Source organism: Alteromonas sp. ABV2_168, from assembly GCF_056161165.1.
On sequence record NZ_JBSWYQ010000001.1, the window covers coordinates 311,554 to 337,507 of the forward strand.

Annotated in this window: 23 protein-coding genes; 14 read left to right on the plus strand and 9 right to left on the minus strand. The window is 49.6% G+C overall.

Annotation, left to right across the window (positions count from 1 at the left end):
- Positions 1-154 precede the first annotated feature (154 nt).
- Positions 155-2,056 (minus strand): M1 family metallopeptidase, encoded by a 1,902-nt coding sequence (locus ACXAH4_RS01460; protein ID WP_474880405.1) that lies wholly within the window; start codon positions 2,054-2,056, stop codon positions 155-157.
- A gap of 207 nt (positions 2,057-2,263) precedes the next feature.
- On the opposite strand from ACXAH4_RS01460, the gene ACXAH4_RS01465 reads away from it, so the two are divergent.
- The 3 genes from ACXAH4_RS01465 (at position 2,264) to ACXAH4_RS01475 (ending at position 4,783) form a co-directional block, all read left to right on the plus strand.
- Positions 2,264-3,043, plus strand: coding sequence for an AsmA family protein (locus ACXAH4_RS01465; protein ID WP_303572265.1), 780 nt, complete (start codon positions 2,264-2,266; stop codon positions 3,041-3,043).
- 106 nt (positions 3,044-3,149) lie between these two features.
- The gene (locus ACXAH4_RS01470; protein WP_474880407.1) at positions 3,150-4,058 is read left to right on the plus strand and encodes a D-amino acid aminotransferase; all 909 of its coding nucleotides are present in this window, start codon (positions 3,150-3,152) and stop codon (positions 4,056-4,058) included.
- Entirely contained in the window at positions 4,058-4,783 is a 726-nt protein-coding gene (locus tag ACXAH4_RS01475; protein WP_474880408.1) for a sulfotransferase-like domain-containing protein, read from the plus strand. The genes ACXAH4_RS01470 and ACXAH4_RS01475 overlap by 1 nt, the downstream gene beginning before the upstream one ends.
- Here the strand turns inward: ACXAH4_RS01475 and ACXAH4_RS01480 are convergent.
- Positions 4,780-5,646: a polyphosphate kinase 2 family protein gene (locus tag ACXAH4_RS01480; protein WP_474880409.1), complete on the minus strand. Its 867-nt coding sequence runs from the start codon at positions 5,644-5,646 to the stop codon at positions 4,780-4,782. The genes ACXAH4_RS01475 and ACXAH4_RS01480 overlap by 4 nt on opposite strands.
- An 88-nt stretch (positions 5,647-5,734) precedes the next feature.
- Between ACXAH4_RS01480 and ACXAH4_RS01485 the strand changes: the two genes are divergently transcribed.
- Positions 5,735-7,072, plus strand: coding sequence for a patatin-like phospholipase family protein (locus ACXAH4_RS01485; RefSeq protein WP_474841878.1), 1,338 nt, complete (start codon positions 5,735-5,737; stop codon positions 7,070-7,072).
- A gap of 38 nt (positions 7,073-7,110) precedes the next feature.
- Here the strand turns inward: ACXAH4_RS01485 and ACXAH4_RS01490 are convergent, their stop codons facing one another.
- Entirely contained in the window at positions 7,111-7,989 is an 879-nt protein-coding gene (locus ACXAH4_RS01490; RefSeq protein ID WP_474841876.1) for a LysR family transcriptional regulator, read from the minus strand.
- 127 nt (positions 7,990-8,116) lie between these two features.
- On the opposite strand from ACXAH4_RS01490, the gene ACXAH4_RS01495 reads away from it, so the two are divergent.
- Complete coding sequence (locus ACXAH4_RS01495) at positions 8,117-9,244, plus strand: S-(hydroxymethyl)glutathione dehydrogenase/class III alcohol dehydrogenase (protein WP_303572258.1); 1,128 nt, start codon at positions 8,117-8,119, stop codon at positions 9,242-9,244.
- 65 nt (positions 9,245-9,309) lie between these two features.
- On the opposite strand, the gene ACXAH4_RS01500 is transcribed toward ACXAH4_RS01495, so the two are convergent.
- Positions 9,310-10,617: a methyl-accepting chemotaxis protein gene (locus tag ACXAH4_RS01500; RefSeq protein ID WP_474841872.1), complete on the minus strand. Its 1,308-nt coding sequence runs from the start codon at positions 10,615-10,617 to the stop codon at positions 9,310-9,312.
- Between the two features lie 242 nt (positions 10,618-10,859).
- Here ACXAH4_RS01500 and ACXAH4_RS01505 point away from each other — a divergent pair, with 242 nt between their 5' ends.
- Positions 10,860-11,423 carry a cytochrome b gene (locus ACXAH4_RS01505; RefSeq protein WP_474841869.1) on the plus strand — a complete coding sequence of 188 codons (564 nt, stop codon included), beginning with the start codon at positions 10,860-10,862 and terminating at the stop codon, positions 11,421-11,423.
- A 101-nt stretch (positions 11,424-11,524) separates the two neighbouring features.
- Here the strand turns inward: ACXAH4_RS01505 and ACXAH4_RS01510 are convergent, their stop codons facing one another.
- A complete protein-coding gene (locus tag ACXAH4_RS01510; protein WP_474841867.1) occupies positions 11,525-12,724 on the minus strand; it encodes an anhydro-N-acetylmuramic acid kinase in 1,200 nt (399 codons plus the stop codon).
- Between the two features lie 296 nt (positions 12,725-13,020).
- Between ACXAH4_RS01510 and ACXAH4_RS01515 the strand changes: the two genes are divergently transcribed.
- A complete protein-coding gene (locus tag ACXAH4_RS01515; protein ID WP_474880411.1) occupies positions 13,021-14,817 on the plus strand; it encodes a glycoside hydrolase family 3 protein in 1,797 nt (598 codons plus the stop codon).
- A complete protein-coding gene (locus tag ACXAH4_RS01520) occupies positions 14,810-16,369 on the plus strand; it encodes a serine hydrolase domain-containing protein (RefSeq protein WP_474841864.1) in 1,560 nt (519 codons plus the stop codon). Before ACXAH4_RS01515 ends, ACXAH4_RS01520 begins: the two co-directional genes overlap by 8 nt.
- Before the next feature lies 1 nt (position 16,370).
- Here ACXAH4_RS01520 and ACXAH4_RS01525 read toward each other — a convergent pair whose 3' ends face one another.
- Both ACXAH4_RS01525 and gpmA read right to left on the minus strand, forming a co-directional pair.
- Positions 16,371-17,105, minus strand: a complete 735-nt coding sequence (locus ACXAH4_RS01525) for a TVP38/TMEM64 family protein (RefSeq protein ID WP_474841862.1) — start codon at positions 17,103-17,105, stop codon at positions 16,371-16,373.
- A gap of 15 nt (positions 17,106-17,120) precedes the next feature.
- Entirely contained in the window at positions 17,121-17,867 is a 747-nt protein-coding gene (gene gpmA, locus ACXAH4_RS01530) for a 2,3-diphosphoglycerate-dependent phosphoglycerate mutase (protein WP_119502966.1), read from the minus strand.
- Between the two features lie 376 nt (positions 17,868-18,243).
- Here gpmA and ACXAH4_RS01535 point away from each other — a divergent pair, with 376 nt between their 5' ends.
- On the plus strand, positions 18,244-18,417 hold the full coding sequence (locus tag ACXAH4_RS01535; protein WP_303572246.1) for a hypothetical protein: 174 nt from the start codon (positions 18,244-18,246) through the stop codon (positions 18,415-18,417).
- Positions 18,418-18,466: 49 nt separating this feature from the next.
- Here the strand turns inward: ACXAH4_RS01535 and ACXAH4_RS01540 are convergent, their stop codons facing one another.
- Positions 18,467-19,351: a LysR family transcriptional regulator gene (locus ACXAH4_RS01540; RefSeq protein ID WP_474841859.1), complete on the minus strand. Its 885-nt coding sequence runs from the start codon at positions 19,349-19,351 to the stop codon at positions 18,467-18,469.
- A gap of 286 nt (positions 19,352-19,637) precedes the next feature.
- On the opposite strand from ACXAH4_RS01540, the gene ACXAH4_RS01545 reads away from it, so the two are divergent.
- From ACXAH4_RS01545 to ACXAH4_RS01565, 5 genes are all read left to right on the plus strand, one after another.
- Positions 19,638-20,183 (plus strand): DUF2271 domain-containing protein, encoded by a 546-nt coding sequence (locus ACXAH4_RS01545; protein WP_474841857.1) that lies wholly within the window; start codon positions 19,638-19,640, stop codon positions 20,181-20,183.
- On the plus strand, positions 20,184-21,011 hold the full coding sequence (locus tag ACXAH4_RS01550) for a DUF4198 domain-containing protein (RefSeq protein WP_119502963.1): 828 nt from the start codon (positions 20,184-20,186) through the stop codon (positions 21,009-21,011). It begins immediately after the preceding gene.
- Positions 21,012-21,134: 123 nt separating this feature from the next.
- Complete coding sequence (locus ACXAH4_RS01555) at positions 21,135-22,178, plus strand: 5'-methylthioadenosine/S-adenosylhomocysteine nucleosidase family protein (RefSeq protein ID WP_474841855.1); 1,044 nt, start codon at positions 21,135-21,137, stop codon at positions 22,176-22,178.
- Positions 22,179-22,279: 101 nt separating this feature from the next.
- On the plus strand, positions 22,280-23,512 hold the full coding sequence (locus ACXAH4_RS01560; RefSeq protein ID WP_474841853.1) for a diguanylate cyclase: 1,233 nt from the start codon (positions 22,280-22,282) through the stop codon (positions 23,510-23,512).
- Positions 23,513-23,598: 86 nt separating this feature from the next.
- Complete coding sequence (locus ACXAH4_RS01565; protein ID WP_474848452.1) at positions 23,599-25,446, plus strand: serine hydrolase domain-containing protein; 1,848 nt, start codon at positions 23,599-23,601, stop codon at positions 25,444-25,446.
- A gap of 44 nt (positions 25,447-25,490) precedes the next feature.
- On the opposite strand, the gene ACXAH4_RS01570 is transcribed toward ACXAH4_RS01565, so the two are convergent.
- Positions 25,491-25,934 carry a DUF2721 domain-containing protein gene (locus ACXAH4_RS01570; protein ID WP_119502960.1) on the minus strand — a complete coding sequence of 148 codons (444 nt, stop codon included), beginning with the start codon at positions 25,932-25,934 and terminating at the stop codon, positions 25,491-25,493.
- Positions 25,935-25,954 lie beyond the last annotated feature (20 nt).

A 25,954-nucleotide genomic window follows, 5' to 3' on the forward strand; every position in this document is an offset into this window, starting at 1 on the left:
ATAGTTTTTAACATTTTATCGGGGAGGGTTTTTGTTCGCTTTGGTTATAAAGAAGGCTGACGGGCGGCGTTTTCAGAACAAAAATGATAAAAAAAGCCGTATCACCTTTCGCTGATACGGCCTTATGACGTTTATTTAATGCTAAATAAGGATGTCAGTCCTCTACGAAGCCTTCATTCGCATGCACCGTCAGCGGGTGATAACCGGGTTTGGCTTCCTCAAATGCCTTTTTCGCAAACGCTTTCCCTTCCGGTGTTTGCGACAGCGCCCGGTAGAGCGGTTTCACCAGCTTATTCCGGCCTATTTCAACCAGGTAATCATGCAAACGGGGCCAGGCCGGCTTGTATTCATTCTGTACGGCAATCATCAGCCAGCTGTGCGCAATTTCGTTATTGTGGCTGTTGGTAAGATCAAAGGCAGAATCCAGATCTTTTAACTGCGCAGCAGACAGTGAAGAAGGCATGTTATTCAGGAAATACAGCCATTCGTGGGTTGTCCAGTTTGCTGTTTTGATGTCTGCAGCAGGCTTGTCGCCATTCAGCCAGGCAGTGCGCTGACTGTCCACCTTATCGAAGGCATCAGACGCCGGCACAGGTGCACCATCAGGAATGCCCGGCTTAAACACCCATTCTTCAATGCGTTGCTTGTCGAGCTTGTCCGGATATTGTTTCAGCAGGGTGTCTTCCAGATACGCCATGAAGGTGTCAGTGGTGATACTCCGGAAAGCAAAATGCTTGAAATACTGCATCAGGAAAGCGTCGAAGTTTTCACGGCCCACCTTTTGTTCCAGTTCACGGAGAAACAGCGCACCTTTTTCGTAAGGGATATCTGAAAATACATCGTCAGGATTGCGCCCGCGTAAATCTACGGCAAGTATTTCATCATTGGCCGGCAGCGCAGCGATATCTGCTTCAAGGCTCTGATAGCCCAGTACCGCCTCCATGTTAAAGCGGTCTGTACCGTACAACATTTCCATAATGCGGTAAGTCAGATAGGTGGTAAAACCCTCATTCAGCCACAAATCCCGCCAGGTGGCGTTGGTCACAGTATTACCCGACCAGCTGTGCGCCAGCTCATGGGCAATCAGGGAAACCAGACTTTTGTCGCCGGCAATCACCGTAGGGGTGATGAATGACAGACGGGGGTTTTCCATACCACCAAAAGGAAAGGAGGGGGGAAGGATAAGAAGGTCATAACGGTCCCAGCTGTAGGGGCCGTAGGTTTTTTCTGTCAGCTCCAGCATGCTTTCCGTGTCTTCAAACTCGGCGGCGGCTGCATCGAGAACTTCAGGCTCGGCGTACACGCCGGTACGTTCACCCATAGGCTTGAACTCAAGATGACCTATGGCCAGGGCAATCAGGTAAGAAGGTACAGGCTGAGGCATGGTAAAGCTGTAATCGCCGTCACGGGGCGTATCAGGGTCATTCGAGGCACTCATGACTGCCAGCAAATCTGCCGGAGTATGAATACGGGCGTCGTATGTGACTCTGACCTGAGGTGAATCCTGCAGCGGAATGAAACTGCGCGCATGAATGGCCTGAGCCTGAGTGAACAGGAACGGATGTTCTTTGCCCTGAGTCTGTGCCGGAGTAAGCCACTGCACGCCGGATGCTTCCGGTGAAGTCACATAGTCGATGGTGACAGCGCTGGCCGATGCAGGTAAGGCTATCGACAGGGGAGAACCCAGATTATCGTCCTCTTCACCCAGTGTAAACTCAACGGCTTTACCATTTGCGGTTACCTGTTTGATATCCAGTGCGCGGGTATCAACGATTAACGTGTCCGCATCCGGTTGAATACGGTCGAAATCCAGCGTCACTGAACCGGTAAGCTCACGGTTGTCGAAGTCTGCGGTTAAATCCAGATCCAAATGTGTTACCCGCACTGCGTCAGGGTTCGAAAATGAATGATAATCCGTACCTGATGCTATCGTGGATTGGTGTCCAGTGTGTTGTGCACTGGCTGGTTTTGATTCTGTCGTTGTGGTGTTGTCTGCCGGCTGGGAGCAAGCAAATAACAGCGGTGCTGATGCCAGCACCCATGAGAGTTTATTCATTGCTTTCCTTTACTCTTCAAATTAGTCTTGTGACTGCAAAAAGACGTTGTCTGATGCAGTGTTGTGATCACAATAACAGGCAGTGGTCGTATGGAAAACCTAAACGCCGTAAACCGTGTAAAGCAGTCGTTCAAACACTGATACAGGGAATACGCGCAAATGCCGTGAACAGTGCGGTATTTAATCTCATTTATGCAGGGAGAAATAATGAAGAAAGTTCTGGTTATTTTATTGTTGGTTATTGTGGTGATTGCCGGCGGTGTGGTTTATCTGGCCAGTGGGGCCAATGACTTTATCCGCGAACAAATTGAAACACAGGGCACAAAATATCTGGCTACGCCGGTTACCGTGTCAGCTGTGGATTTGTCTTTCAGTGACGGGCGTCTGACTATCACTGACATTGATGTAGAAAACCCTGACGGATTCAGTGAAGAAGACGCGTTCAGCCTTGACGGTGTGACATTAGATCTCGCCGGGGCTACCGAAGAGCCTTACCGCATCCAGGAAGTGACTGTAGACGGTCCGGAAATCCTTTATGAAGTAGACGCATCCGGACAGGGCAACCTGATGGTCATTAAAAAGAATTTGATGGCTAACCTGCCTCAGGGCGACAGCCAGCCTGCAGAGCCATCTTCCGCTCCGGCGCCAAAACTGATTGTGGATGCGGTAACGGTGAGTAATGCGAAGCTGAAACTGAATTTTGAAAACCTGGAAACCGGTGATTTCAAAATTGATAAGAAAGCTTATGAAGTCACTCTGCCAACGTTCAGTGCCGGTGCTATTGGTCAGCCTGACGGTTTACCGGCTGATCAGGTCGGTGCGGCTATCGTAAATCAGATGCTGGATAACGCCATCAAACAGGCAAAAGCAGAAGCGAAAAAAGTGCTGGCAGAAAAAGCCAAAGAGAAAGTGCAGGAAAAAATCGATGAAGAAAAAGAGAAGTTAATGGAGAAAGGCAAAGACAAGCTGAAAGATCTGTTTAACTAATCATCGCTTAATATCATCGCAAATACCGGCGGTACGACTTTACTTTACGGGTCGTCAGCCGGTATTTTTGTTTTTCTGGCTGTACAAAAAAAGGGAAAAACAATCAATGAGTATGGCGGATGTCTCTACCCACACCGCAGCGGAAGATGCGCGTAATGATGATATTCTCATTTATGTGAACGGTGACATTGTTCACCGCGACGAAGCCAAAGTGTCGGTATACGACAGTGGCTTTATGTTAGGTGATGGCATCTGGGAAGGCTTGCGGTTATACGACGGTAAATGGGCTTTTCTGGATGAGCATATGGACCGGCTTTTTGAAGCTGCAAAAGTGGTTGACATGGATTTAGGCATGACCAGGGCGCAGGTTACAGAGGCGTTGGAAGTCACCCGTAAAGCCAATGATATGCACACCGATGTACATGCAAGGCTGATGTTCACCCGTGGCAAAAAGAAAAAGCCGTTTCAGCATCCGGCGCTTTCTGTGCACGGTCCTACGCTGGTTATTATATGTGAGCACTCCAAAGCGTCCATTGCGCGGCCAATCAAGCTGGCTACTGTACCGCATATGCGTGGCCTGCCCATGACGCAGGATCCTAAACTCAACTCTCACTCCAAGCTCAATTGCATACTGGCCTGTATTGCCGCCGAAAAAGCCGGTGCCGATGAAGCGCTGATGCTGGATGTAAACGGGTTTGTAAACACCACCAACGCCTGTAATTTCTTTATTGTACGAAAAGGCGAGGTCTGGACCTCTACCGGCGATTACTGCATGAACGGTATCACCCGGCAGAAGGTGATAGACGTGTGTGAGCGGATTGGACTGAAGGTGCATCAGCGTAATTACTCGCTGGTTGAAACCTATGGTGCTGACGAGGCCTTCCTTACCGGCACGTTTGGCGCACAGACGCCGGTATCCCACATTGATGGCAGAGCAATTGGCGATGTGCACCCGGGACCGTTCACGCAGCAGATAAGAGAGGCATATTATCAACTGGTTAAGGAGACACACTGATGCGTATTGCTATGTGGTCCGGCCCCAGAAACTTATCGACAGCGATGATGTATGCGTTTGCCGCCCGCAGTGACTGCGCGGTAGTTGACGAGCCCTTTTACGCAGCGTATCTGAAGGAAAGCGGGGAAGTGCACCCGATGCAGGAAGCGATACTGGCATCGCAACCACAGCATGCTTCAGAGGTTATTGCGCAATGCCTGGGTCCGGTCCCTGACGGTAAAGATATTTTCTATCAGAAACACATGTCACATCACATGTTACCCGCATTTCCGCTGGCCTGGACAGACGATGTGATTAACGTGTTTCTGTTGCGTCATCCGGCAAGGGTGATTGCCAGCTACAATGAAAAACGGGAAAAGCCCTTACTGGATGATATCGGCATCCGTCAGCAGGCGGAGTTATTTAACCGCCAGATGACGCTGAACGGCGAACCGCCGGTGGTGATTGACAGTGACGATTTGCTGACCGACCCGGCAACGGGGCTGCAGACGCTGTGTGAAGCCATCGGGATATCTTACGATGCGGGCATGCTCAGCTGGCCGGCTGGCGGCAACAAAGCTGACGGCGTCTGGGCAGAGCACTGGTACAATGCGGTGTGGGAAAGTACCGGGCTTATAGCCACGGCACGGAAACCTGTACCGGTACTTTCAGAGACATTACAGGAAGTTTGTGAGCAAGCGCTTCCTTACTACTACCTGCTTGAGAAATACAAGCTGACGTTTTAGTTATCCTGCTCTGACTGTTGCGGCGCCGGCGTGTCTGTATCCGGCACGCTTATCCCCAATTTTTGCTCTGCCAGACGGATGAGTTTCTCATCCGGTGGCGGGGGTGTGGTGTCGGTGCCTTTTCGCAATGCCTTCACAACCTTCTTTAAAACTTCCACCCGTGCATACCATTTGTGTTCTGCCTGTATCAGATGCCAGGGAGCCGGTCGGGTATCCGTCTCATCAAACATGTCTTCGGTGGCTGACGCGTAATCAGTCCACTTACTGCGGTTGCGGATATCTTCTTCTGTAAGCTTCCAGCGTTTGTAGGGATTGTGCAGCCGCTCTTCGAACCGGCGTAGCTGCTCGTCGGGAGAGATGTGTAAAAACAGCTTAATGATGCGGACACCATCATCAGACAGCATCCGTTCAAACTCATTGATTTCCCGGTAAGCCCGTTGCCAGGCATCATCCGGTGTCAGTTGTTCCACTCTTTCTACCAGTACCCGGCCATACCAGGAACGGTCGAAAATGGCGATTCGGCCGGGCTTGGGTAACCTTGTCTGAAACCGGTATAAATAGTGCCTTCCCTGTTCTTCATCGGTGGGGGCTGCAATGGGGTGCACGGCAAACCCTCTGGGATCCAGATGGCCGGTCAGACGCCTGATGGCACCGCCTTTACCGGATGCATCCCAGCCCTCGAAAACCACAATTGCCCGTTTTTTCTGGTGATAAATGGCCTGCTGAACATGCAGCAGTTTTTTCTGCCACTTTTTCAGTTCTTCCCGGTAGTGCTGCTTTGAGCCAATCAGTGGCGCATCTTCACCGTGGGGTAAACGCAGAGTTCTGTGTCTTAATTCAATCTCAGAGACGGTTTTATTCATAAATGGTATTGGCTTAGTACAGAATGACCATTGCATTAATCCTACCCTGCGTTAGCATGTTGAACAAATTATGGACAGGGAGGCTGTAATGAACGCGCAAACTACACCGGCTAAGTCTGTGAAGGACATATTGTCGGCCTATTCAATCCCGGCTGAGTTGAAAAGCAAAGCCTGGTCAGATGTATATTTCGAAAAAGACGGTGAAAAGTACTATTTCGTCGACCTTGTGATGGAAGGCGGCGGCATGCTCGGGCTTGGTCTCGTGGGTTATACCTACGTGCTTGAACAGTGTAATATCCGTTTTCGTAAAATAGCCGGCACGTCTGCCGGTGCAATCAATGCGATAGGGCTGAGTGCAGCCGGTACGCCTGATCAGCCTAAAACCATGGCGATTGCAGATGTGCTGGATGAAGTGGCATTTTTCAGTTTTGTCGACGGACCTAAAGCTGTCAGGGATGTGGTGCAGAATCCCGGTGGCGGTAATATGTTCAGTAAAGGCTGGCGCTGGACGAAGGGTGTAATTTCCGGTTACAAACGGCTGAAAGCAAAGCGGGGATTAAACCCCGGTCAAACCTTTTACGACTGGATGGAACGTAAAGTGCTGAAGCCTTTCGGCGCAGCACATCTCACCGGCCTGGCGTCAAAATGGACGCTGCCGGAAACGGTCACCCTGAACCATCCGCCACGGTTCGCATATGATAAATCCGCCCCGTTCGGCGGACTGGCAGTAAAAGCCAGTTGTATGGCTGTCGGTGTTGAGGTGACCTTTCCTAAAGATGCTGATTTATTCTACCGCCCGGAAAACGATGCGCCTGTTGCAGATTTTGCCCGTGCCAGCATGTCTATTCCCATCTTTTTTGATCCCTTCACGCTGACAAACATCCCCCCTTACAGCGATGTGAAAGACCGGCTTCAACGGGATTTTTCAGTGACGCTGAAAGACCCTCAGAAGTATGGCGAGTCGGTCTCCTTCGTCGACGGCGGCCTGTTATCAAATTTTCCCTTTGACGAATTTCACGCGAAACCCAGTAAGGTTCCTTCAATGCCCACGTTTGGTGCCAAGCTGGGCTTTGATGTAGACCGTTTCGATAATTCATCACTGCTGAACTTTATCTCCAATGTGGTGGATATTGCCAAAGGCAACACTGATAAAGAATACCGCCATGAGCATTTTGAAGACTACAACCGGGTGGTGAAGGAAATTGATACAACAGACATTGGCTGGCTCGACTTTGATATGTCGCCGGAAGACAAAGAAAAGCTGATTGTAAATGGCTGTGATGCGGCTGTGGCGTTTCTGAAGTCATTTGACTGGGAAGAGTATCGTGCATTCCGACAGAAAAATGCGGCAGACCTTATTGCCAGCATTACGGGACAGCCTCCTGAACCAGAACCTGAAAGCACCGAACCGGCAATTCCGGCATAAGGTGTGAACCGGCAGAGCCGGCCCGGTGGCGAACTGGTTTACGCGCCGGGATTCAGGCGGGTAACCAGATAGTCCAGTAATAACCGGACTTTGGTTGATACATGACGGGTTTGCGGGTATACCGCCCATATCCCGTCATCATCGATTTGTTGTGCAGGCAGTATCACTTTCAGGCGGCCTGATTCGATATCATCAGCGACGTAATAATCAGGCAGTTGAATGATGCCCAGATGCTTGCGTGCTGCATCGCGGATCCCCACGCCACTGTTGCAACGCAGTCGTGCGTTTGGAAGCCGGTAGGTGACGACTCTGCCATTTACATTAAATTGCCAGTGGGCCGATGTGCCGGCAATGCACTGATGCCTGGCAAGGTCGGCCACCGACTGAGGCAGGCCATACTGTTCAAAATATTCCGGTGAGGCGCAGGTGAATAACGTCCGCGAGCCTAACCGGCGGGCAATCAGCGATGAGCTCTCGAGGTGACCAAGCCGGATAGCCAGATCGTAGTTTTCCTGTACTAAGTCCACAACCTGATTTGTCAGATTCAGGCTGACCTCAATGCGGGGATGCAGCGTAAGAAAGTCATTAACGACCGGTGCGATGATCCGTTCGCCGTAAGTTACGGGGGCTGTAAGCATGAGTTTGCCTGAAGGCGTGAGCTGTTGTTCGGAGACGAAACGTTCTGCGTCATCAAGCTGGTCAAGAATGTGACGGCATTGATGATAGAACTGCTGACCAAGCTCTGTCGGCGTCACTACACGGGTGGTGCGGTTTAACAGCCTTGATGACAGGCGGGTTTCCAGTGCGCTGACCTGGCGGCTTACTTTTGCGGTAGAGATACGCAGTTTTTTCGCTGCCAGCGTAAAGCTGCGCTGCTCAACAACCGCCACAAATTCAACAATACCGTCTCTGTTCATAAAGCCCTGCTGGTAAATGGTTCTATTATTGCATTTATGAAAAAGTGATTTTCATATTGCGTGTATTGTTACATAACTGCGACTGTTTAGAATAGTCCGACACACATCGAATAAAGGATAAAACAACATGGCTGACGTAATTACTTGTAAAGCCGCGGTAGCGTGGGAAGCGAAAGCGCCGCTGTCTATTGAAGAAATTCAGGTTGCACCACCTAAAGCGGGTGAAGTGCGGGTAAAAATTCTTGCCACAGGCGTGTGTCACACCGACGCGTTTACCCTGTCGGGTGAGGATCCTGAAGGGGTATTTCCTGCCATCATGGGCCACGAAGGCGGTGGTATTGTTGAGTCAGTTGGCGAAGGGGTAACCTCTCTGAAAGTGGGCGACCATGTTATCCCGCTTTACACCGCCGAGTGCGGAGAATGTAAATTCTGTACATCAGGTAAAACCAATTTATGCAGCGCGGTACGTGAAACTCAGGGTAAAGGTTTGATGCCTGACGGTACAACCCGTTTCAGTTGTAATGGTAAGCCAATTTATCATTATATGGGTTGCTCCACGTTCTCCGAGTACACGGTTCTGCCTGAAATTTCGCTGGCTAAAGTTAATCCTGATGCGCCACTGGAAGAAGTGTGCCTGCTGGGTTGCGGTGTGACCACAGGTATGGGCGCGGTACTCAATACGGCGAAAGTTCAGGAAGGTGACACCGTTGCTATCTTCGGACTTGGCGGTATTGGCTTATCTGCCATTATCGGTGCAACCATGGCGGGAGCAGGCCGCATTATCGGTATCGACTTGAATGAATCCAAGTTTGAACTGGCTAAGAAATTAGGGGCGACTGACTGCATCAACCCTAAAGACTATGACAAGCCGGTTCAGGAAGTGATTGTTGAACTAACCGACGGCGGCGTTGATTATTCTTTTGAATGTATCGGCAACGTGAATGTGATGCGTTCTGCACTGGAATGCTGTCACAAAGGCTGGGGTGAATCAGTGATCATCGGTGTAGCCGGTGCCGGCCAGGAAATTTCAACCCGCCCGTTCCAGTTAGTGACCGGCCGTGTATGGCGTGGTACTGCATTTGGCGGCGTGAAAGGTCGTTCGCAACTGCCCGGTATTGTTGAAGATTATCTGGCGGGTAAATTCGCTCTTAATGACTTCATCACTCACACTATGCCACTGGAAGAAATAAACGAAGCGTTTGATTTGATGCACGAAGGAAAGAGCATCCGGTCTGTGATCCACATGGCACCATAATTCATCGTAACCATACGGTATGGCGTCCCGAAGTTCGGGGCGTCCTTGCCCCTAGTCGGTTGGACTTACTGGTTCATGATACGGGAAACGTTCTCAGTTACGCTTACCGCACCCTGATATATTTCATCCATCACAGCCTGCACACTGCCGATTTGCTCAGCATTCAGGTCAACTTTGGATTTCACTTCGGTCATTTTCTCACTGGCTTGTTGTGCCAGACCTTTGTTTTCACCTACTACCGATTCAATCTCTACCGTTGAGTCACTGGTACGTTTAGCCAGCTGGCGTACTTCGTCTGCTACCACGGCAAAGCCACGACCCTGATCGCCGGCACGGGCTGCCTCGATAGCCGCATTCAGCGCCAGCAGGTTGGTTTGATCAGCAATGCTGCGGATAGTAGAAACGATGGATTCAATGTTGGCTGACTGGGCAGTCAGTTGCTCAATCAGTACGTTTGCCTGATCAACTTCTTTCAAAGTGGCGTTAAATACATCCACGGAATTGGTCAGTGATTCTGTTCCCCGTAATGCAATTTGTGACGTTTCTTCTGAAATCGACACCGCGTGTTCCGATGCACTGGCGATGTTACTTTGTTCAATCACTTTTTGCGTGATGTCTGAGGCAAACTTGATGATTTTATAGACTCTACCGTCAGCAGAGTAAATGGGGTTGTATGTCGCTTCCAGCCACAGCACTTCGCCTGCTGCATTCTTGCGTTTAAACTGGCCGGACTGGAAATTGCCTGCTGCGAGAATGTCCCAGAAATTAGGATTGTCGATGTAGAAATCATCGTAACAGAACATACGGTGATGCTGACCCTGAATCTGGTTCAGGCTGTAGCCCACGGTGGCCAGAAAATTCCCGTTTGCGTTAAGGATTGTGCCGTCCGGGGTAAATTCAATCACTGCCATTGAACGGTCCAGGGCATCAGAAATCGCTTTGTTGGCTTCTGCTGTTTCTTTTTGCTCAGTGATGTCGCAGCAAATTTTTAGTACTGCAGTTACTCTTCCGTTTTCATCCAGAATGGGTTCATAAGAAGCCTCCAGCCACACACCTTCACCACTGCGGTGTTTACGGTGAAACTGACCGGTTTGGGCATGGCCGTCGCGCAAGTCACGCCATAGCGCTGCATAAGCGGTACTGTTTGTTAGCTCACTGAAACACAGTGCACTGTGGTGCTGGCCAATCAAATCACCGCTTTGAAAACCGAAAATAGACGCAAAAATCTGATTGCATTCAATCACGTTGCCATCCGGCGTGAAAATAACGTAGGCATTGTGACGTTTTACTGCGTCAGAAAAGGCTTTATATTCGTTAATTGCCTGTGTTAATCCGGCGATTTCTTTTTCGTATGTAGACTTAAAAGCTAACATCTCATTTCTCGCGCATTGTTATTAGTATTTATATTTATGGTACTTTTATTCGCCAGCTCTGTGAGTTAGTCAAAAGTTTAGTTTTACTTAATTAACTGAAATAAAATGAAATTTATCTATTTCCATGCTTTTAAAGTGGTTATTATAGGTATAAATATGCATTAAATATCAGACTTTAGTAGCGTGTCTGACCGCCCGGTCCGGTTTAACTCAGACCCCAAATTATAAGGATGGGAAAGCCCATGAGTGCAGATTCGAAATTTCAGTTCAGTAAAATCACCGTGTCTCTTCACTGGATAGTGGCGATATTGATGATCGCTTTATTAGCTGTCGGTATTTACATGACAGAGAATCATGACTACAGCCTGTATCCGTTACACAAATCTTTTGGTGTGGTCGTTCTGGTATTTGCTTTTGCCCGTGCCGTATGGCGGGTGAAAAATGGCTGGCCGGTGCCGGCGGGAAACTATAAAGCGTGGGAGCATATGCTGGCCGGTGTGATTCACTGGGTACTGATCCCCGGTACGCTTATCCTGCCAGTGTCCGGCATCATCATGTCATCGATGGGCGGGCATAACGTTCCGTTTTTCGGGTTTGATTTAATTCCCGCTAACCATGACCCCGTTAATCCTCAGGATGTGCTGCCAAGAAACGAAGGCCTTTCAGAGGTGGCAGGTGAAGTGCACGAGATAGTGGGCTATCTGCTCATCGCAGCCATCATTCTTCATGTGGCGGGTGCGCTTAAACACCACATCATAGATAAAGACGGTACGTTGCAGCGTATGCGCGGAAAGAATATCGGCTAAGGGAATAACAAATACTTAGTGCCCTTCACCGGGCACGCTCTTTTTCCTGTCACACTGCTACCCGTAAACCTGTGCTGACGTAAACCCGTGTTGAACATCGTCTATGGCAGGCTTATTTTCCCCATGTTGGTATTGGGAATACCGAACAGATTGCCTTCAAAGCAAGGGCTGCCGGCCAGCGTTTCATTGGCGAGAATGGCAAATAGCAGGGCTTCTTTCGCATCAGCATCTATGCCCAGTTCAGACAAATTTTTAAGACTGATAAAGTCCGGCAGTTCATCCGCGATAGCTGCCATGAGTGCTTTATTTCGCGCGCCGCCCCCGCTCACGTACACCATTATCGCTGATGTGCTGGTGGCAGTCATGATAATGCCGTGGGCAATCGCTTTAGCAGTAAATGCTGTCAGTGTTGCTACAACGTCTTCGTTAGGAATGTACAGGGTTTGACTGCGTAATCGTGCCTGATTCAGATAATCCAGGTTGAATACCTCGGGTCCGGTGGTTTTCGGCACAGGACAGGAAAAGAAATCATGGCGTAGCAATTCATTAAGCAGATTTTCATTCACGTTTCCTGACAATGCGATGGCACCGTCTTTATCGAAGCGCTGCCGTGCATAGTGCCGGGAGACAAAGGCATCAATGATGGTATTGCCCGGGCCGATATCGGTGCTGAATACTTCAGCGGGATGATTACCGGCGGGCAGCCAGGTGAAATTGGCGATGCCGCCGATGTTCAGTAAAACACGGTTTTCCTGTTCGTGGCTGAACACGAGGAAATCTCCGTAAACCGCCAGTGGCGCGCCTTCACCACCTGCGGCGATGTGTTTCTGACGAAAATCAGAAAGTGTAATAATGCCGGTGCCTGTAGCAATCCGGTCACCATCGCCGATTTGTAATGTGCCGTTGCCGTATTCAGGCAAACCGTGCTGTTCCCGCGGGCAGTGATAAATGGTCTGACCGTGACTGGCAATACAGTCGATTTCTTCTTTATCCACTTGCCACTGGTTCAATGCTTTATTGATTAAAGACGCATGATATTCGCCAACCCACGCATTCAGTAACGTGACTTCCTGCAAGTCTACATCACGCTTTGCAAATACACGTTGAATTGCCTGGCGGAATTTGACGTCATAATCGACAGTCATAAACCGCTCGATACGGGCTTCAGTCTCTTTTCCTGAGCCAGTGATGTTACACAACGCGATATCCAGGCCGTCCAGCGATGTACCGCTCATTAGTCCGAGAATTTTTCGCTGTGGTTTGCTACCAATATGGTACAGGCGTTCAATAAATTTATTCATAATCATCTTTTGCCGGTTAGGTATTTGTGCCGGTACAGGGTGCCGGAAACCGTTTCTTACTACTTATCCGGAAGCAGGTTTCAGGGCAAATACACCTGACAAACCTAGCATATAAAAATAAAATATTCTTGATCAAAAATGTAACATGAGATAAAAAATCTCTCAGCCAATTCCTGAATTACGATTACTGACTATCGGGGTACAGATATTCTATGCCACTAATCCGCCACTTGAGCAGACGATATTTTCAAATAGCGGTATGCTTAAGCTGCCTTAACCTGACTCCTGCTAATGCTATGACTGCTGACACTGATACGCAAAGTATACGGCGCGATATTGCGCAAAAACTCATGCCTGACTTCCGCTATTTTTGTGCTGGCAACGAAGAAAAATGCCGCGAGCCGGTTACGGTTTTACCGCAGGAGTTAAAAGACTTCGTCGCTGAGTCCGGCGTGGGCGGCGTCATTTTGTTCAGTGAAAACTTATCCTGGCCAGGCCAGATTGCCTCGCTGACCAGCGATTTGCAGCAGGCTGCGACGGGGGAAAGTGACGGAGAGCCGCTGTTTATTGCCGTTGATCAGGAAGGGGGGCGTGTATTCAGAACTCCGCGGGTCTTCACAACTGACTTTGCCGGCAATATGGCGATTGGCGCAACCATCGGAGAACATGGTACCCGCTTTGCCCGTGAAAGCGCTGAAATCATGGCGCAGGAGCTTAAGCTGTTAGGTATTAATACCAACTTCGCTCCCAATGTGGATGTAAACGCCAATCTGGCGAATCCTGTCATTAACGTGCGTTCTTTCGGGCAGGATCCGAAAGTGGTGGCGCAAGCCGGGGAAGCGCAGGTTGAAGCCATGCAGTCGCAGGGAATTCTGGCCACACTGAAGCACTTTCCCGGCCATGGTGATACTCACACAGACAGCCATCTGGCTTTGCCGGTGGTCGATCACAGCCGCGAAATGATTGATGCGGTGGACTTGTACCCGTTTAAAACGATTATCCGTGAGGCGTCGCCGGCCATGGTAATGACGGCGCATATTCAGTATCCGCAATTAGATGACAGTAAACTCAACGACAAGTCCGGTCAGCCACAAATTAAGCCGGCGACATTGTCGAAAAAAATCCTCTCCGGGATCCTGCGTGATGAGCTGGGTTTTAAAGGGCTCATCGTGTCTGATGCCATGAACATGGCCGGCATCGCAAAATTCTTTGACCAGACTGATGCGGTAGCGGCTTCATTTTCTGCCGGTACGGATATCGTCGTGATGCCACTGCCGGTCCACAGTGACAGGGGTATACGCGCCTTCAATGAATTACTCGATGCCCTTACACAAAAGGTATTGCAGGGTGAGCTCGACAGAGAGTTAATTGCAGAATCTGCCGCAAGGATCCGGAAAACAAAAGCTGACTTCGGGCTGGCTGCACACTTTACCCCGTCACCTGAAAAACTGGCGGCTTCTCTGGCAGACAACAAGCGGCGTGCCCAGTTACTTGCCGATGCTGCCATCGCGGTTGTTAAAGGCAAACCTGCTGACTTTGTCATTCCGGAAACCGGCAACGTACTGGTTCTTATGCCGGAAGAAACCGTATGCCGTGCGGTGTCTTATCACATGTCACTGTACCGTCCGCAGCAGCAGGTTACCTGCATGAGCTTGCAGCAACTTAACAGGCCTTCGCTGGACAGTGCCATGGCGCAGGCAGATACCGTAGTGGTTGGCAGCATGACACCGGCGCCCAGTCTGGTAGAACTGGGCGGTATGGAAGACATGGACGTCAATACAAAGCAGATCATGGGGTTTGATGAGGCGCAGGCTTTATTGCCTTCATTACTCGAACAAGTCAAAGAAACAGGAAAACGCAGTATCCTGGTGTATTTGCGGATGCCTTACGACGCCATGCAACTGAATACCTTCAGCGATGCGGTGCTGGCGACTTATAACGCCAATGTGTATGCCCTGTCTGATGAACCTGACGCGCCCTATACTGGCGGCACGATGGACAGCCTGGTAAGAGTACTTACCGGCATGTTAAAGCCGCAGGGCGGGATCCCGGTATCTCTCGACGAGGTAAGCGCGCCCGGGGCTCATGACTAAACCATTCCGGATGTTTCTGAAAGCCGCTGTTATCGGCATGGCGACCAGTGTGTCAGCCCATGCCGCACAGTTGCAGGGGCAACTGGTATTACAGTCTGAAGCAACCTCAACACCTCTTACCGGTGTATTTTCAGTGCCCGGTGACCACGCCAGATTGCGTATTATGCCGGCTGTTGTCAGCGAGGCGCGCATTGAAGTGAATGACAGGGTGGTCTTCGACGGCATATTGGACCCGGCTGAAAATGCACAATATATACTGACCAGTAAAGATGCGGTGAAAACTGGTGAAAATGCACTGTCAGTACAAGTGAAAACCGGCGATGTAGCGGTGTCTGTAGACTATCCGGAACTGGAATTTGCAAGTCCGGAAGAAGGATTAAACGCCGCGCAAAGAAAGGCATTGCAACAAACGTTGCAGCCATTTATTGGCACTGACCCCGATAAACACCTGTTTCCCGGCGTTGCTCTCCTTGTCGCCAGACAGGGTAAGGTGCTGTATTCCGCGGGTCAGGGTATGGCGCAATATCAGTTAATGAACTCCGGCCGTCTGCATTCTCTGGCATCGCCCCGCAAGGTCACGGCAGACACGGTTTTTGATTTAGCGTCCGTGACGAAGGTGGTCTCCACCACAGCAGCAGTGATGCATCTGGTAAGTGAACACCGGTTGTCACTGGACGATACGTTGGGCGACTTGCTGCCCAGCTTCAGTCAAACAGATAAAGCCGGTATCACTGTGCAGCAACTGCTGACCCACCGCAGCGGCTTATGGGAGTGGCAACCACTCTGGCTGCACAAAAGGCAAAGCCGTGACTCTGTCTTCGCCTGGCTGGCGTCGCTGGAACGACGTTACGGGATTGCTGAAAAACGGGCATATTCTGATATTGGTTTTATGTTACTGGGTAAAATCGTTGAACAGATCAGCAAAATGCCGCTTAACGACTACGTATACACGTTCGTTCATCGGCCTCTGGGCATGAACAGAACCCGCTATTTACCACCGGAAAGCTGGCTGGATAATATCGCCGCCACGTCGCAGGGCAATCCCTACGAGCAACACATGGTAAGTTCATCCACACCATACCCTGTAGTAGAAAATCCGCCTTTTGAGCGCAATTTTGATAGCTACCGCGATTACACGTTAACCGGCGAGGTGAACGACGGCAACGCCTGGTATGCACTGGAAGGTGTGGCAGGTCATGCCGGTCTGTTTTCTGCTCTGCCGGATCTGGCAATCTATTGCCAGACGCTGCTCAACGGTGGTGGTTATGGTAACGCCATGCTAACCGGGCCTGAGACGCTGGCAGCGTTTCTGAATACGCCTTACGATACTGGTCAGGCGCTGGGTTTCTGGCGTTACGAAGACGGGGAGGGACGGGAAAGCTTTGGTCATGCCGGCTTTACCGGTACTCAACTGATGTTCCGGCCTGACGATGGCCTGATTGTCATCATGCTGACAAACCGCCAGCACAACGGTTTACGGCAGGACGGTACCTATCCGTCTGTAAAACCTGCCTGGCAGGCAATTCTGAGTGTGGTGGACAGTTTTCATTAATTTACCGCTTCGTGGCATGCTGAAGCCGGAAAGTACGATAAATGTAATAGCCCGTAATTATCGACACTGCCAGCATGGCAGCACTGAAGGCGATCTGCCATCCGGACTGTACCTCCAGACCGTTTCCCATCAACGCAAACAGCACCATTTGAGGAATATAACCTGCTGCTGATCCGCCAATAAACGGAGCCGGTTTTACCGACGTGACTCCGGCAACAAGGTTAATAATGTAGTTGCTTCCAAGTGGCAGAATACGCAGTGTGAATGCTTTTAAGAACACCTGCTCTGCCAGAAACCGGTTAACTTTTTTAACTTTGCCGGCAAAAAGCTTGTTTACGGTATTTTGCGTCAGAAATCGGGCACTGAAGAAACACACTGAACAGCTGATAGTTGCAGCCAGCGTTGAATACACTGCACCCTCCACGACACCAAAAGCGTAACCCGCCATTAATGCGACGACTTGTCTGGGTAAAGCGCAGGTTAGCAGACAAGTGGCGACAAAAATGAAATACAGTGCCGGTGCCTTTCCGGCAGAGCGGAAATGCGTGTCTATCCATTGTTCGTTGAAATCTGACAAAGAGGGAAAGAGCGTAAAAACTACGGTAATGGATGCACAAAGCACTACGAGAAATATCAGCCTGAGAATGGCATGGTTCATTTTGAACAGGGTGACTGCAGAGTGGGCGTTAGCCATGGACTGAATAAGAAGATGCCCGCAGGCGGATGCCGCGGGCATAAATACGAAATGAAGTTACTTCGCTTTACCTTGTTTGGCAACGGCATCCATCATCGCTTTAATCGCTTCAGGGTCGCCCAGGTATTCTTTAGAAATTGGTTTCAGATCGGCATCCAGTTCATATACAAGAGGTACACCGGTAGGAATGTTCAGTTCCAGCACTTCTTCTTCTGACATACCGTCCAGATACTTAACCAGTGCACGTAAGCTGTTACCGTGAGCGGCAATAACAACGCGTTTGCCATCCTGAATGGTAGGACGGATAACGTCGTGCCAGTAAGGCAGTACGCGGTCGATGGTCAGTGCCAGACTCTCTGCACGAGGCAGAATGCTTGGATCAACGTGGCTGTAACGACGGTCATGGCCGGGGAAGTGTTCGCTGCTTTCTTCAACTGCCGGAGGTGGTACGTCGAAGCTGCGACGCCAGATTTTTACCTGGTCTTCACCGTGTTTTGCTGCAGTTTCTGCTTTATCCAGACCTGTCAGGCCACCGTAATGACGTTCGTTCAGGCGCCAGTGGCGTTGTACAGGCAGGTAATGCTGTCCCATTTCTTCCAGCGCGATGTTCAGCGTTTTGATTGCGCGCAGCAGTACAGAGGTATAAGCGATGTCAAACTCAAAGCCTGCATCTTTCATTAGTTTACCCGCGTTCTGTGCTTGCGCAACGCCGGTTTCAGTCAAATCCACATCGTGCCAGCCAGTGAAGCGGTTTTCCAGATTCCACTGACTTTCGCCGTGACGGATAAGTACCAATTTATACATAGAAGTTCCCTAAGTCCTGGTAATAGAAAAATGGTAAAGGCATACACACTGCTATGCCAATTTTACATTCGAAAGTGCCGCTATCATCCTTTATTCGTGGTTAAAAATCCAGTTTGAGGAAAGATGTTATACCAGATGATTTTGCTCAAAGCTTGACCATACGGGCGTTTCGGGAGAATTAGGCATGTGTCAAAAATCAGTCTGGTCTGAAATGTGCTTTATCAACAGTGAGTATGAATTTCCGGATGCGCCAGTCAGCATAAACTGAGCGACAAACCGGCAGTAAGGATTATCATCCCGGGCTATACAATATGCGCGGTTTAACGACCGCGGGCGAATAGCTCAGGCATGTCTAAGTTAGTCAGGAGTGATAACTATGTGTCTTGATACGATCAAAATTCAACGTAAACGTGGAAAAGCCATTAAAACAGGCGAAAGCCGGGCTGAAAATGAAACCCGTACCGGTAAGCAATATCGCTATAAGGCACGGGGCACACGAACTTCACAACTAGTGAACAAAGCGGTATCTCACCCCGTTTACGCCAATTAAAGAGAAAAGGCCGGTTTAACCGGCCTTTTTTCATTTAGAACAAAGCGTTCTATATCAGTGAAAAAGATTCCTGCAAACACTTAACCGCAGCCAGTGTTTTTACTGGTGTTGCATCATGTTTCGGTGCAACCGCGTAGACATCATATTTCGACGCTTTCCATTCAGGCAGAATGTTCACCAGTTTGCCAGTTTCAATGTACTCTCTGACTTCCGGCTCAGGCAGCACGGCGTAACCGAGGCCATCCAGAGTCAGGCGGATTAAAGCTTGTACCGAGTCCACCATCAGGCGGGGCGGATCAGGCAGAGCTTTATCTTTTCCTTCCTGTGATTCCACATAATCCCGCATTCCCGGATGAGAAATATACGCATGGGGTGCTAAATCAGTACTGTTAACGGTATCCAGATCTGCCAGCGGATGGTTTGCTGCCACACAGACAATCAGATCCCAGGTGGCCAGATGACGGCAGTGCAGATTGACGTCGCTTACTTCCTGCAATGAAATCGCAAGATCCGCACCGCTGGCAATGACATCAGTAGTCTGGCTGGTTAATTCCAGTGCCACTTTAATTTTCGGAAATTCAGACAGTAATGCCTGCAAAGGTTTACTCAGCAGACCACCACCGAACCCTTCCGGCGCGACAATACGTAAGCGGCCTGAGGGGGTTTCCTGAAGTTGCTCAATCTGGTGCTGAGCCTCTTCTGCCACACGGATAAGTTCCATGCTGGTTTTATAATAAATGTGACCGGCCTCTGTCAGGCTGATGTGTCTGGTGTTACGGTTAAACAGACTGAGTCCGATTTCCTGTTCCAGTTTGCGCAACTGCTGGCTGATGGCAGACACGGTCATGTGAAGTTTTTTGGCTGCGATACTCATGTTGCTGGTATTAGCAACTTCAACGAAAATTTGCAGCGAACGGAGAAGCTTGGTGTTCATATAGCGAATGATTCCTGTGAAATCTCAGAAGAAATGAGTTGAGAATTCATGCGAGTCAGTTTAGTCTAAATGGAAATAATTCTCATTTCTTGGTAATCCTTACTCAGCCAGAATAAGGGTGCGGGCTGAAAGAGTCGATTCCATCACGTTCAATTTGTAGGACAACGGGATAAACAGCTTGTTCCGGCGGGCTTATCAGGAGAAAGGGGAAGATTCCGACCCGGAATATACCGGGAATATGAATGTGCGCTGACATTAAAATTGTTCATTTAAGGAGTGTCTGTTAATGGGATGTACCGTGGTACGCCAATTGTCATCAGCAAAACGCCGTGGGTTAGCTGGTGCCGTTCTGTCTTTATCTCTCGCTGTTTTTCCTGTTGTGTCTCATGCCAGTGAAGTAAAGGTTACCTTGCCCCGTCTGTCTGTCGCTGAATACCATGCACCTTATGTTGCCGTCTGGCTGGCTGATGCTAAGCAGAAGCGGGTAAAAGACGTTGCCGTATGGTATGACGTGGAAATGGAAAACGGTAAAGGCGAGAAATGGCTGAAAGATTTGCGCCTGTGGTGGCGTCGCAGTGGCCGCAGTGCTGATTTACCTATGGACGGAGTAAGCGGTGCCACCCGTCGTCCCGGTGAGCACACCATCGACTTGTCCGGACAGTTCGATGATATTCCTGCCGGAGAATACACCCTGTACGTTGAAGCTGCCCGGGAACTGGGTGGCCGCGAAGTATTAAGCGTGCCTGTCACATTGCCTGTTTCTGCATCGCAACATCAGGTTGCAGAAGGTGAGCAGGAACTGTCTGAAATTGAATTAACTTTGGAGCCATAAATGAAAATTAAACATCTGATCGGTACCGGCGTTGTTGCTTTGTCTTTAATCGCAACACCGGCACTGGCTCACCGTGCATGGATTAAGCCGACAACCACTGTTGTGTCCGGCGATGACGAGTGGATCAGCTTCGATGCTGCAGTGGCAAATGGCATTTTTACCCCTGATCACTTCGCACTGGGCACAGAAGGTATTACGGTAACTTCGCCTTCCGGTAAAGAAGTGGCGAAGCAGCACGAACAGAAACTGCGCTACCGTAGTGTTTTCGACATCAATGTGAAGGAAGAAGGCACGTACCGTGTTGAAACAGCATCCCAGTCGTTGATGGCATTCTGGAAAGACGCAGACGGTAAGCGCCAGATGTGGCCCGGTCGCGGTAAAACCGGCACGCTGGAAGAATTCAACAAAGCAGTACCGAAAAAAGCAGACGGTCTGGAAGTGGTCGAATCATCACGCCGTATTAATGTATTTGCTACTCTGGGTGAACCTTCAGAAGATGCCATCAAACCTTCAGGTAAAGGCCTGGAGCTGGATGGTAAAACGCATCCGAATGACCTGTATACCGGTGAAGAAATCAGCCTTGGTTTTCTGATGGATGGCGGTGCTGCCACCGGCACGAAAGTGACTATTGTAAAAGACGGTGAAAAGTATCGTGATACTGACGATGCGATGAACCTTACAACCGACGCTGACGGCCAGATTGCAGTTACCTTTGAGGAACCGGGCATGTACTGGCTGGAAGCTGAGTTTGAAGATGACAACGCAAAAGCACCGGCGCAGAAACGCCGTGGTATGTTCGTTCTGGTAATGGAAGTATTACCTCTGTAAACCATTTATTTTTTGCTAAATGGCAGCGCAGTTATCGCTCACTGACGAGGTAACTGCGCATTGTGTTTCTCCAGTATTTCCGCTTAAAATCCTTAATTCTTTTTACACATCCGGATTTTATCTATGACCCCTTCCATCACCGGTGCCCGCTCACTGGTTTTTGCATTATTTTCGTTGCTGATGCTGGGTGGCTGTGCAACGCCCTCCGTAGTAGCCCCCGCAGATAACACGCTTTCAACAGAAGCTTTCGGACCAAAGCAGTTTCAACAGGAAGGTTTTACTGCCGTGGTGGTGGCATACGGGCCTGAAATGAAGGGGATTCTGGGCCGTATCGAGGCTGATCCCGGCGCTCAGATCACGGAGGTCGTGAAGTACAAAGGTGTGACTTACCGTATAGGTAAATACCATGATGAACCCATTCTTGTATTTGCGACGGGCATGAGTATCGCCAATGCTGCACTGACCATGCAGATGGCTTTCGATTATTTTCCTGTGAAACAGGTGGTGTACATGGGGATTGCCGGCGCGGTGAATCCGGACTGGCAGCCCGGCGATGTGATTGTGCCTGAGCGCTGGTACTATCATGATGAAAGCGTGTACACCAATCCGGATAAACAAAACCCGGGCAATTACGTGTTGCCGGAATATTACGCCAGATTTTTGCAGGAGCAGCCGGAGCGCAGACAAGTGGATCCGCACCTGCCGGCATACAAGAACTTTCATTTCATCCAGCCTGACGAAGTGCTGATCATTAAAGACGGCCTGGATGAGCCGGTGGATACGGCTTATTTCTCTGCGACTCCCCGTTTGCTGGATGCAGCAAGAAGTGCCATGCTGGCCTTACCGGACCAGATGATTCTGGGCGAACGCAAAGCAAAATTAACGGTAGGCGGTAACGGCGTGACCGGTTCGGTATTTCTGGATAACCGCGAATACCGCCAGTGGACACGTGATGTATTTAAAGCCGAAGTGACAGAAATGGAATCTGCAGCAGTCGGTCAGGTTTGCACGATAAATGATGTAGATTGGGTTATAATTCGTGCAATCAGCGATCTTGCCGGCGGGCAGGAAGGCGTAAATGTAGAACATATCTACGATCAGGAAGTGTCGCGGGTGGGTGCAAACGTATTGTTTGCTGTACTCGACGCATTAGCCAGGGAAGATTAATGGCTGCGAAGGTTATACATCAGTATAACTTTCGTATTTTGTTAACGCATTATTCTTTTTTATTGGTTATGCTGGTATGACAAGTTGTTCAGGTTGTAGTTATGTTTAAAATTCTCGTTGTCGAAGACAGTCAGATAGTCCGTAAAATTTTAAATAAGCTGGTGGAAGATAACCCCCACTTTCACAGTGTGCTGTGTTCGGATTATGCTGAAGCAAAGCAAAAGCTGGATAGCGGCGAAGAATTTCTGGCAGCGATTGTCGACCTGAACCTGCCCGACGCTCCGCGTGGTGAAATCGTAGAACTGATGCTCTCTCATGACGTACCTACGGCCGTACTGACCGGTAATTTTGATGAGACATTACGTTCCTCTCTCATTGACAAAGGCGTACTGGACTACATCACCAAAGAATCCCGTTATTCCTACATGCAGGTTATCAAGCTGATTGACCGCCTGCGTAAAAATCTGACCACCAAAGTACTGGTGGTTGATGATTCCACTACCAGCAACTCTTACCTGTGTGCTTTTCTGCGCAAATTCCGTTTTCAGGTGTTGTCAGCATTTGACGGAGTGGAAGCCTTGCAGGTACTGGCTGAAAATCCGGATATCAAGCTGGTTATCTCTGACTACATGATGCCGAATATGGACGGCTTTGAACTGGTTAAAGCCGTGCGTCAGGATCGTAACTTCCAGGACCTGGTGTTTATTGGTTTATCTGCCAACGGTAACAGTGTGTTATCTGCCAAGTTCATTAAAAGCGGCGCTAATGACTTCCTGAGTAAGCCGTTTTATCACGAAGAGTTCTTCTGCCGGGTGCTACAAAACCTCGAAGCCCAGGAGATGCTGGTTACCATCCGTGATTCTGCGAATCTGGATGCACTGACAAAAACGTACAACCGGCGCTACCTGTTTGAACAGGGCGAGGCACTGTTCAAAAATGAAGGGCGTCTGGGCGGGCTTACTGTTGCTATGATCGACGTTGATGACTTCAAACCGGTTAATGATACTTACGGTCACAAAACCGGCGACCATCTGCTGCAGGAATTTGCCAGTCTGATGGGAGATTGTTTCGGTAAAGATCTCTATGCCCGCTATGGTGGTGAGGAATTCACTGTGATTTCCACCCGTGATTATGCTGCTTTGCTGGACGATTTGAATATTTTTCTGACAAGAGTCCGCGAGCATGAGTTCACCGAGCATCGTCTCAATCTTACCTGCAGCATAGGCGTGTGTGCGGAAGAGATGCAGAATCTGGAACAGCTGGTAGAGAAAGCTGATGCGCGGTTATACCGTGCTAAATATTCAGGCAAGGATCAGATTGTCGATATGGATTAATGCTGTTCACTGAGCAGCAAAGATAGCGGTGTCTTTGGTCTGGGACTGGCCAGTAAAAGAATTACAATTTGCAAAAGGATATTTGTATGACCCGTCTTTTCCGTCTGCCGGCGATGTGCTGGCTCGCTTTTATTATGCTTTTCCCTGCTCTCAGTGCTGCCGGTGACAGTGTGCCGGCCTCTGTGGATGAACTCGACGCTGCTATTGAAGAAATCTTAGAAGACAGCCACATTCCCTCAATGGCATGGGCCGTCATTCAACCCGGCCAGGCCGCCCATATTAATACCTTCGGGGTAAAAGCGCCCGGCTCATCTCAGGCGGTAACGCCTTCCACAACTTACCGTATTGCTTCCATCAGTAAAATGTTCGTGGGTATCGCTGCTATGCGACTTATCGAACAGGAACGCATCAATCCAGAAGACAATGTCAGGGACGTTTTGCCTGATCTTCAATTTGAAAACCCCTGGCAAGCGACTCATCCGCTGAAGGTTAAGCATTTACTTGAAAGTACCACCGGCTGGGATGACTTGTCGCTGAAGGAACACGTGTATGACAATGCTGATGTCATGCCTCTCAGTGAAGCGTTCGGGATAAATCCTGACAGCAGGGTATCCCGCTGGGCGCCCGGCACCCGTCATGCGTACTCTAATTCCGCGGCAGTGGCCACCGCTATGCTGATAGAGCAGGTAACCGGTCAGCCTTTTACAGACTATATCCGCGATACCCTCTTTATTCCCCTTGGATTTGAAAATACGTTTTACGCAGAGCCTGAGCAAAACAGCGATGCTGCATCCGGCGTCAGCGGTGGTCAGGTTGTGCCTCATCAACACTTGTTGATGTATCCGTCAGGCGGCGTCTCATCCAGTATCAATGATCAGGCTAAGTTGCTGGCATTCTTTACTGGGCGCGGTTCGCCACTGCTCAGCATAGACAGTGTTAACCGCATGGAGGTAAGTGATACCACGAATGTGTATCACTTCGATGGTGGTTACGGCATCTATAATTTTGCCCGCTACTACGGCGGATATGCCTACCGGGGACATGACGGGGCGTTAACCGGCTGGACATCAGAGCTGGCGTATTCTCCAAAGGGTGGATACGGGTTTGTGATTTTGCAGAATAGCGATGATGCCAGTGTACTGTATAAGGTGGGAAGAAAAATCAGTGACTTCCTGGTTTCGCAGACAGATACTCCTTCAGTGATAAGTCAGCCGGTACCGGATGAATGGAAGCAAAAGTCCGGCTACTACCGGTTTATTAATACCCGTATAGAAAAGCAGTATTTTATCGAGCGTCTGGTCGCTCCCGTTATGATTGATGTGGAGGATGACGGAGCTAAGCTGTCCAGCGTGTTTCCGCCGGGTTGGAACCGGGAATTAACCTACGCCGGTGACAATCGCTGGCAAAACGAAAAGGGTGAGATTGTGATGGCAGCGGCCACGGATCCCCTTGCCGGTGAGGTTATTCATTACGGTGATCGCGTACTGGTGAAAGTCTCAGCTTTAAACGCTGTCGCCGATAAAGTCGTGTTATTTGCCTGGTTAATCTTCTTACTTATCGCTTTGTTGTATACACCTGTCTGGCTGATAAATAACGCCAGGGGGAAAATTACCACGGTACACGGAAAACAACTCCGTAAGTGGATGTCACTGTCAGCGGTCAGTGCATTTGTTTTTCTGCTTTCGCTGGGCATTGGCATGAGCAATCCCTTTGCTTATCTGGCGGCCCCGGGGTTAATTTCGGTTGTCTTGTTCATCAGCTCTGTTGTTCTGCCTTTAGTGACAATATGGGCCTGTATTCAAACGGTAGTTTACAGCCGTTCAGATGCATCCCGCTGGCTGAAGGGCTTTGTGCTGATATTCATTGTGCTGCAGCTGATGGTTGCCGCTTATCTTGCGTATTTCAATGCGGCCGGCATCGTTTCCTGGACATAAACAGTAAGGGCTGACAGCGCAATGCTGTCAGCCAGCCCGCACTCTCAGTGCACGTTACGGGTGTATTCGATGGTTTTGGTAGCAAGCCGCACCTCTACCAGAAATACCAGTAAAGCTGATATCAGTGATGCCATTGCCAGAATAAACAGTGTGATGACCAGCGTATCGAGATTGATGCGCCATAATTCACCGGAAAACAAAGTAACAATCACCGAGCACACCAGCAAACCTGCTGTCACACACAGGCCGATCGCCCAGTTAATCACCCCCACTCTTCGCCACAGCATAATAATTTCACGTTTGTTTTTCTGGATCCGCTCAGCATCAGCAAAGGTTTGGATATTCCGTTCAGCTACCCGTACGCGGTCGGAAATACGACCCAGACGGCCAGACATCACGTTCAGAAAGCCGGCGATACCGGCAAGTAAAAATACCGGCGCAACGGCAATTTTAATGAGTTCAGAAAGGGGGGTGATTAAAGTATCCAATGAATAAAACCTGCTAATTC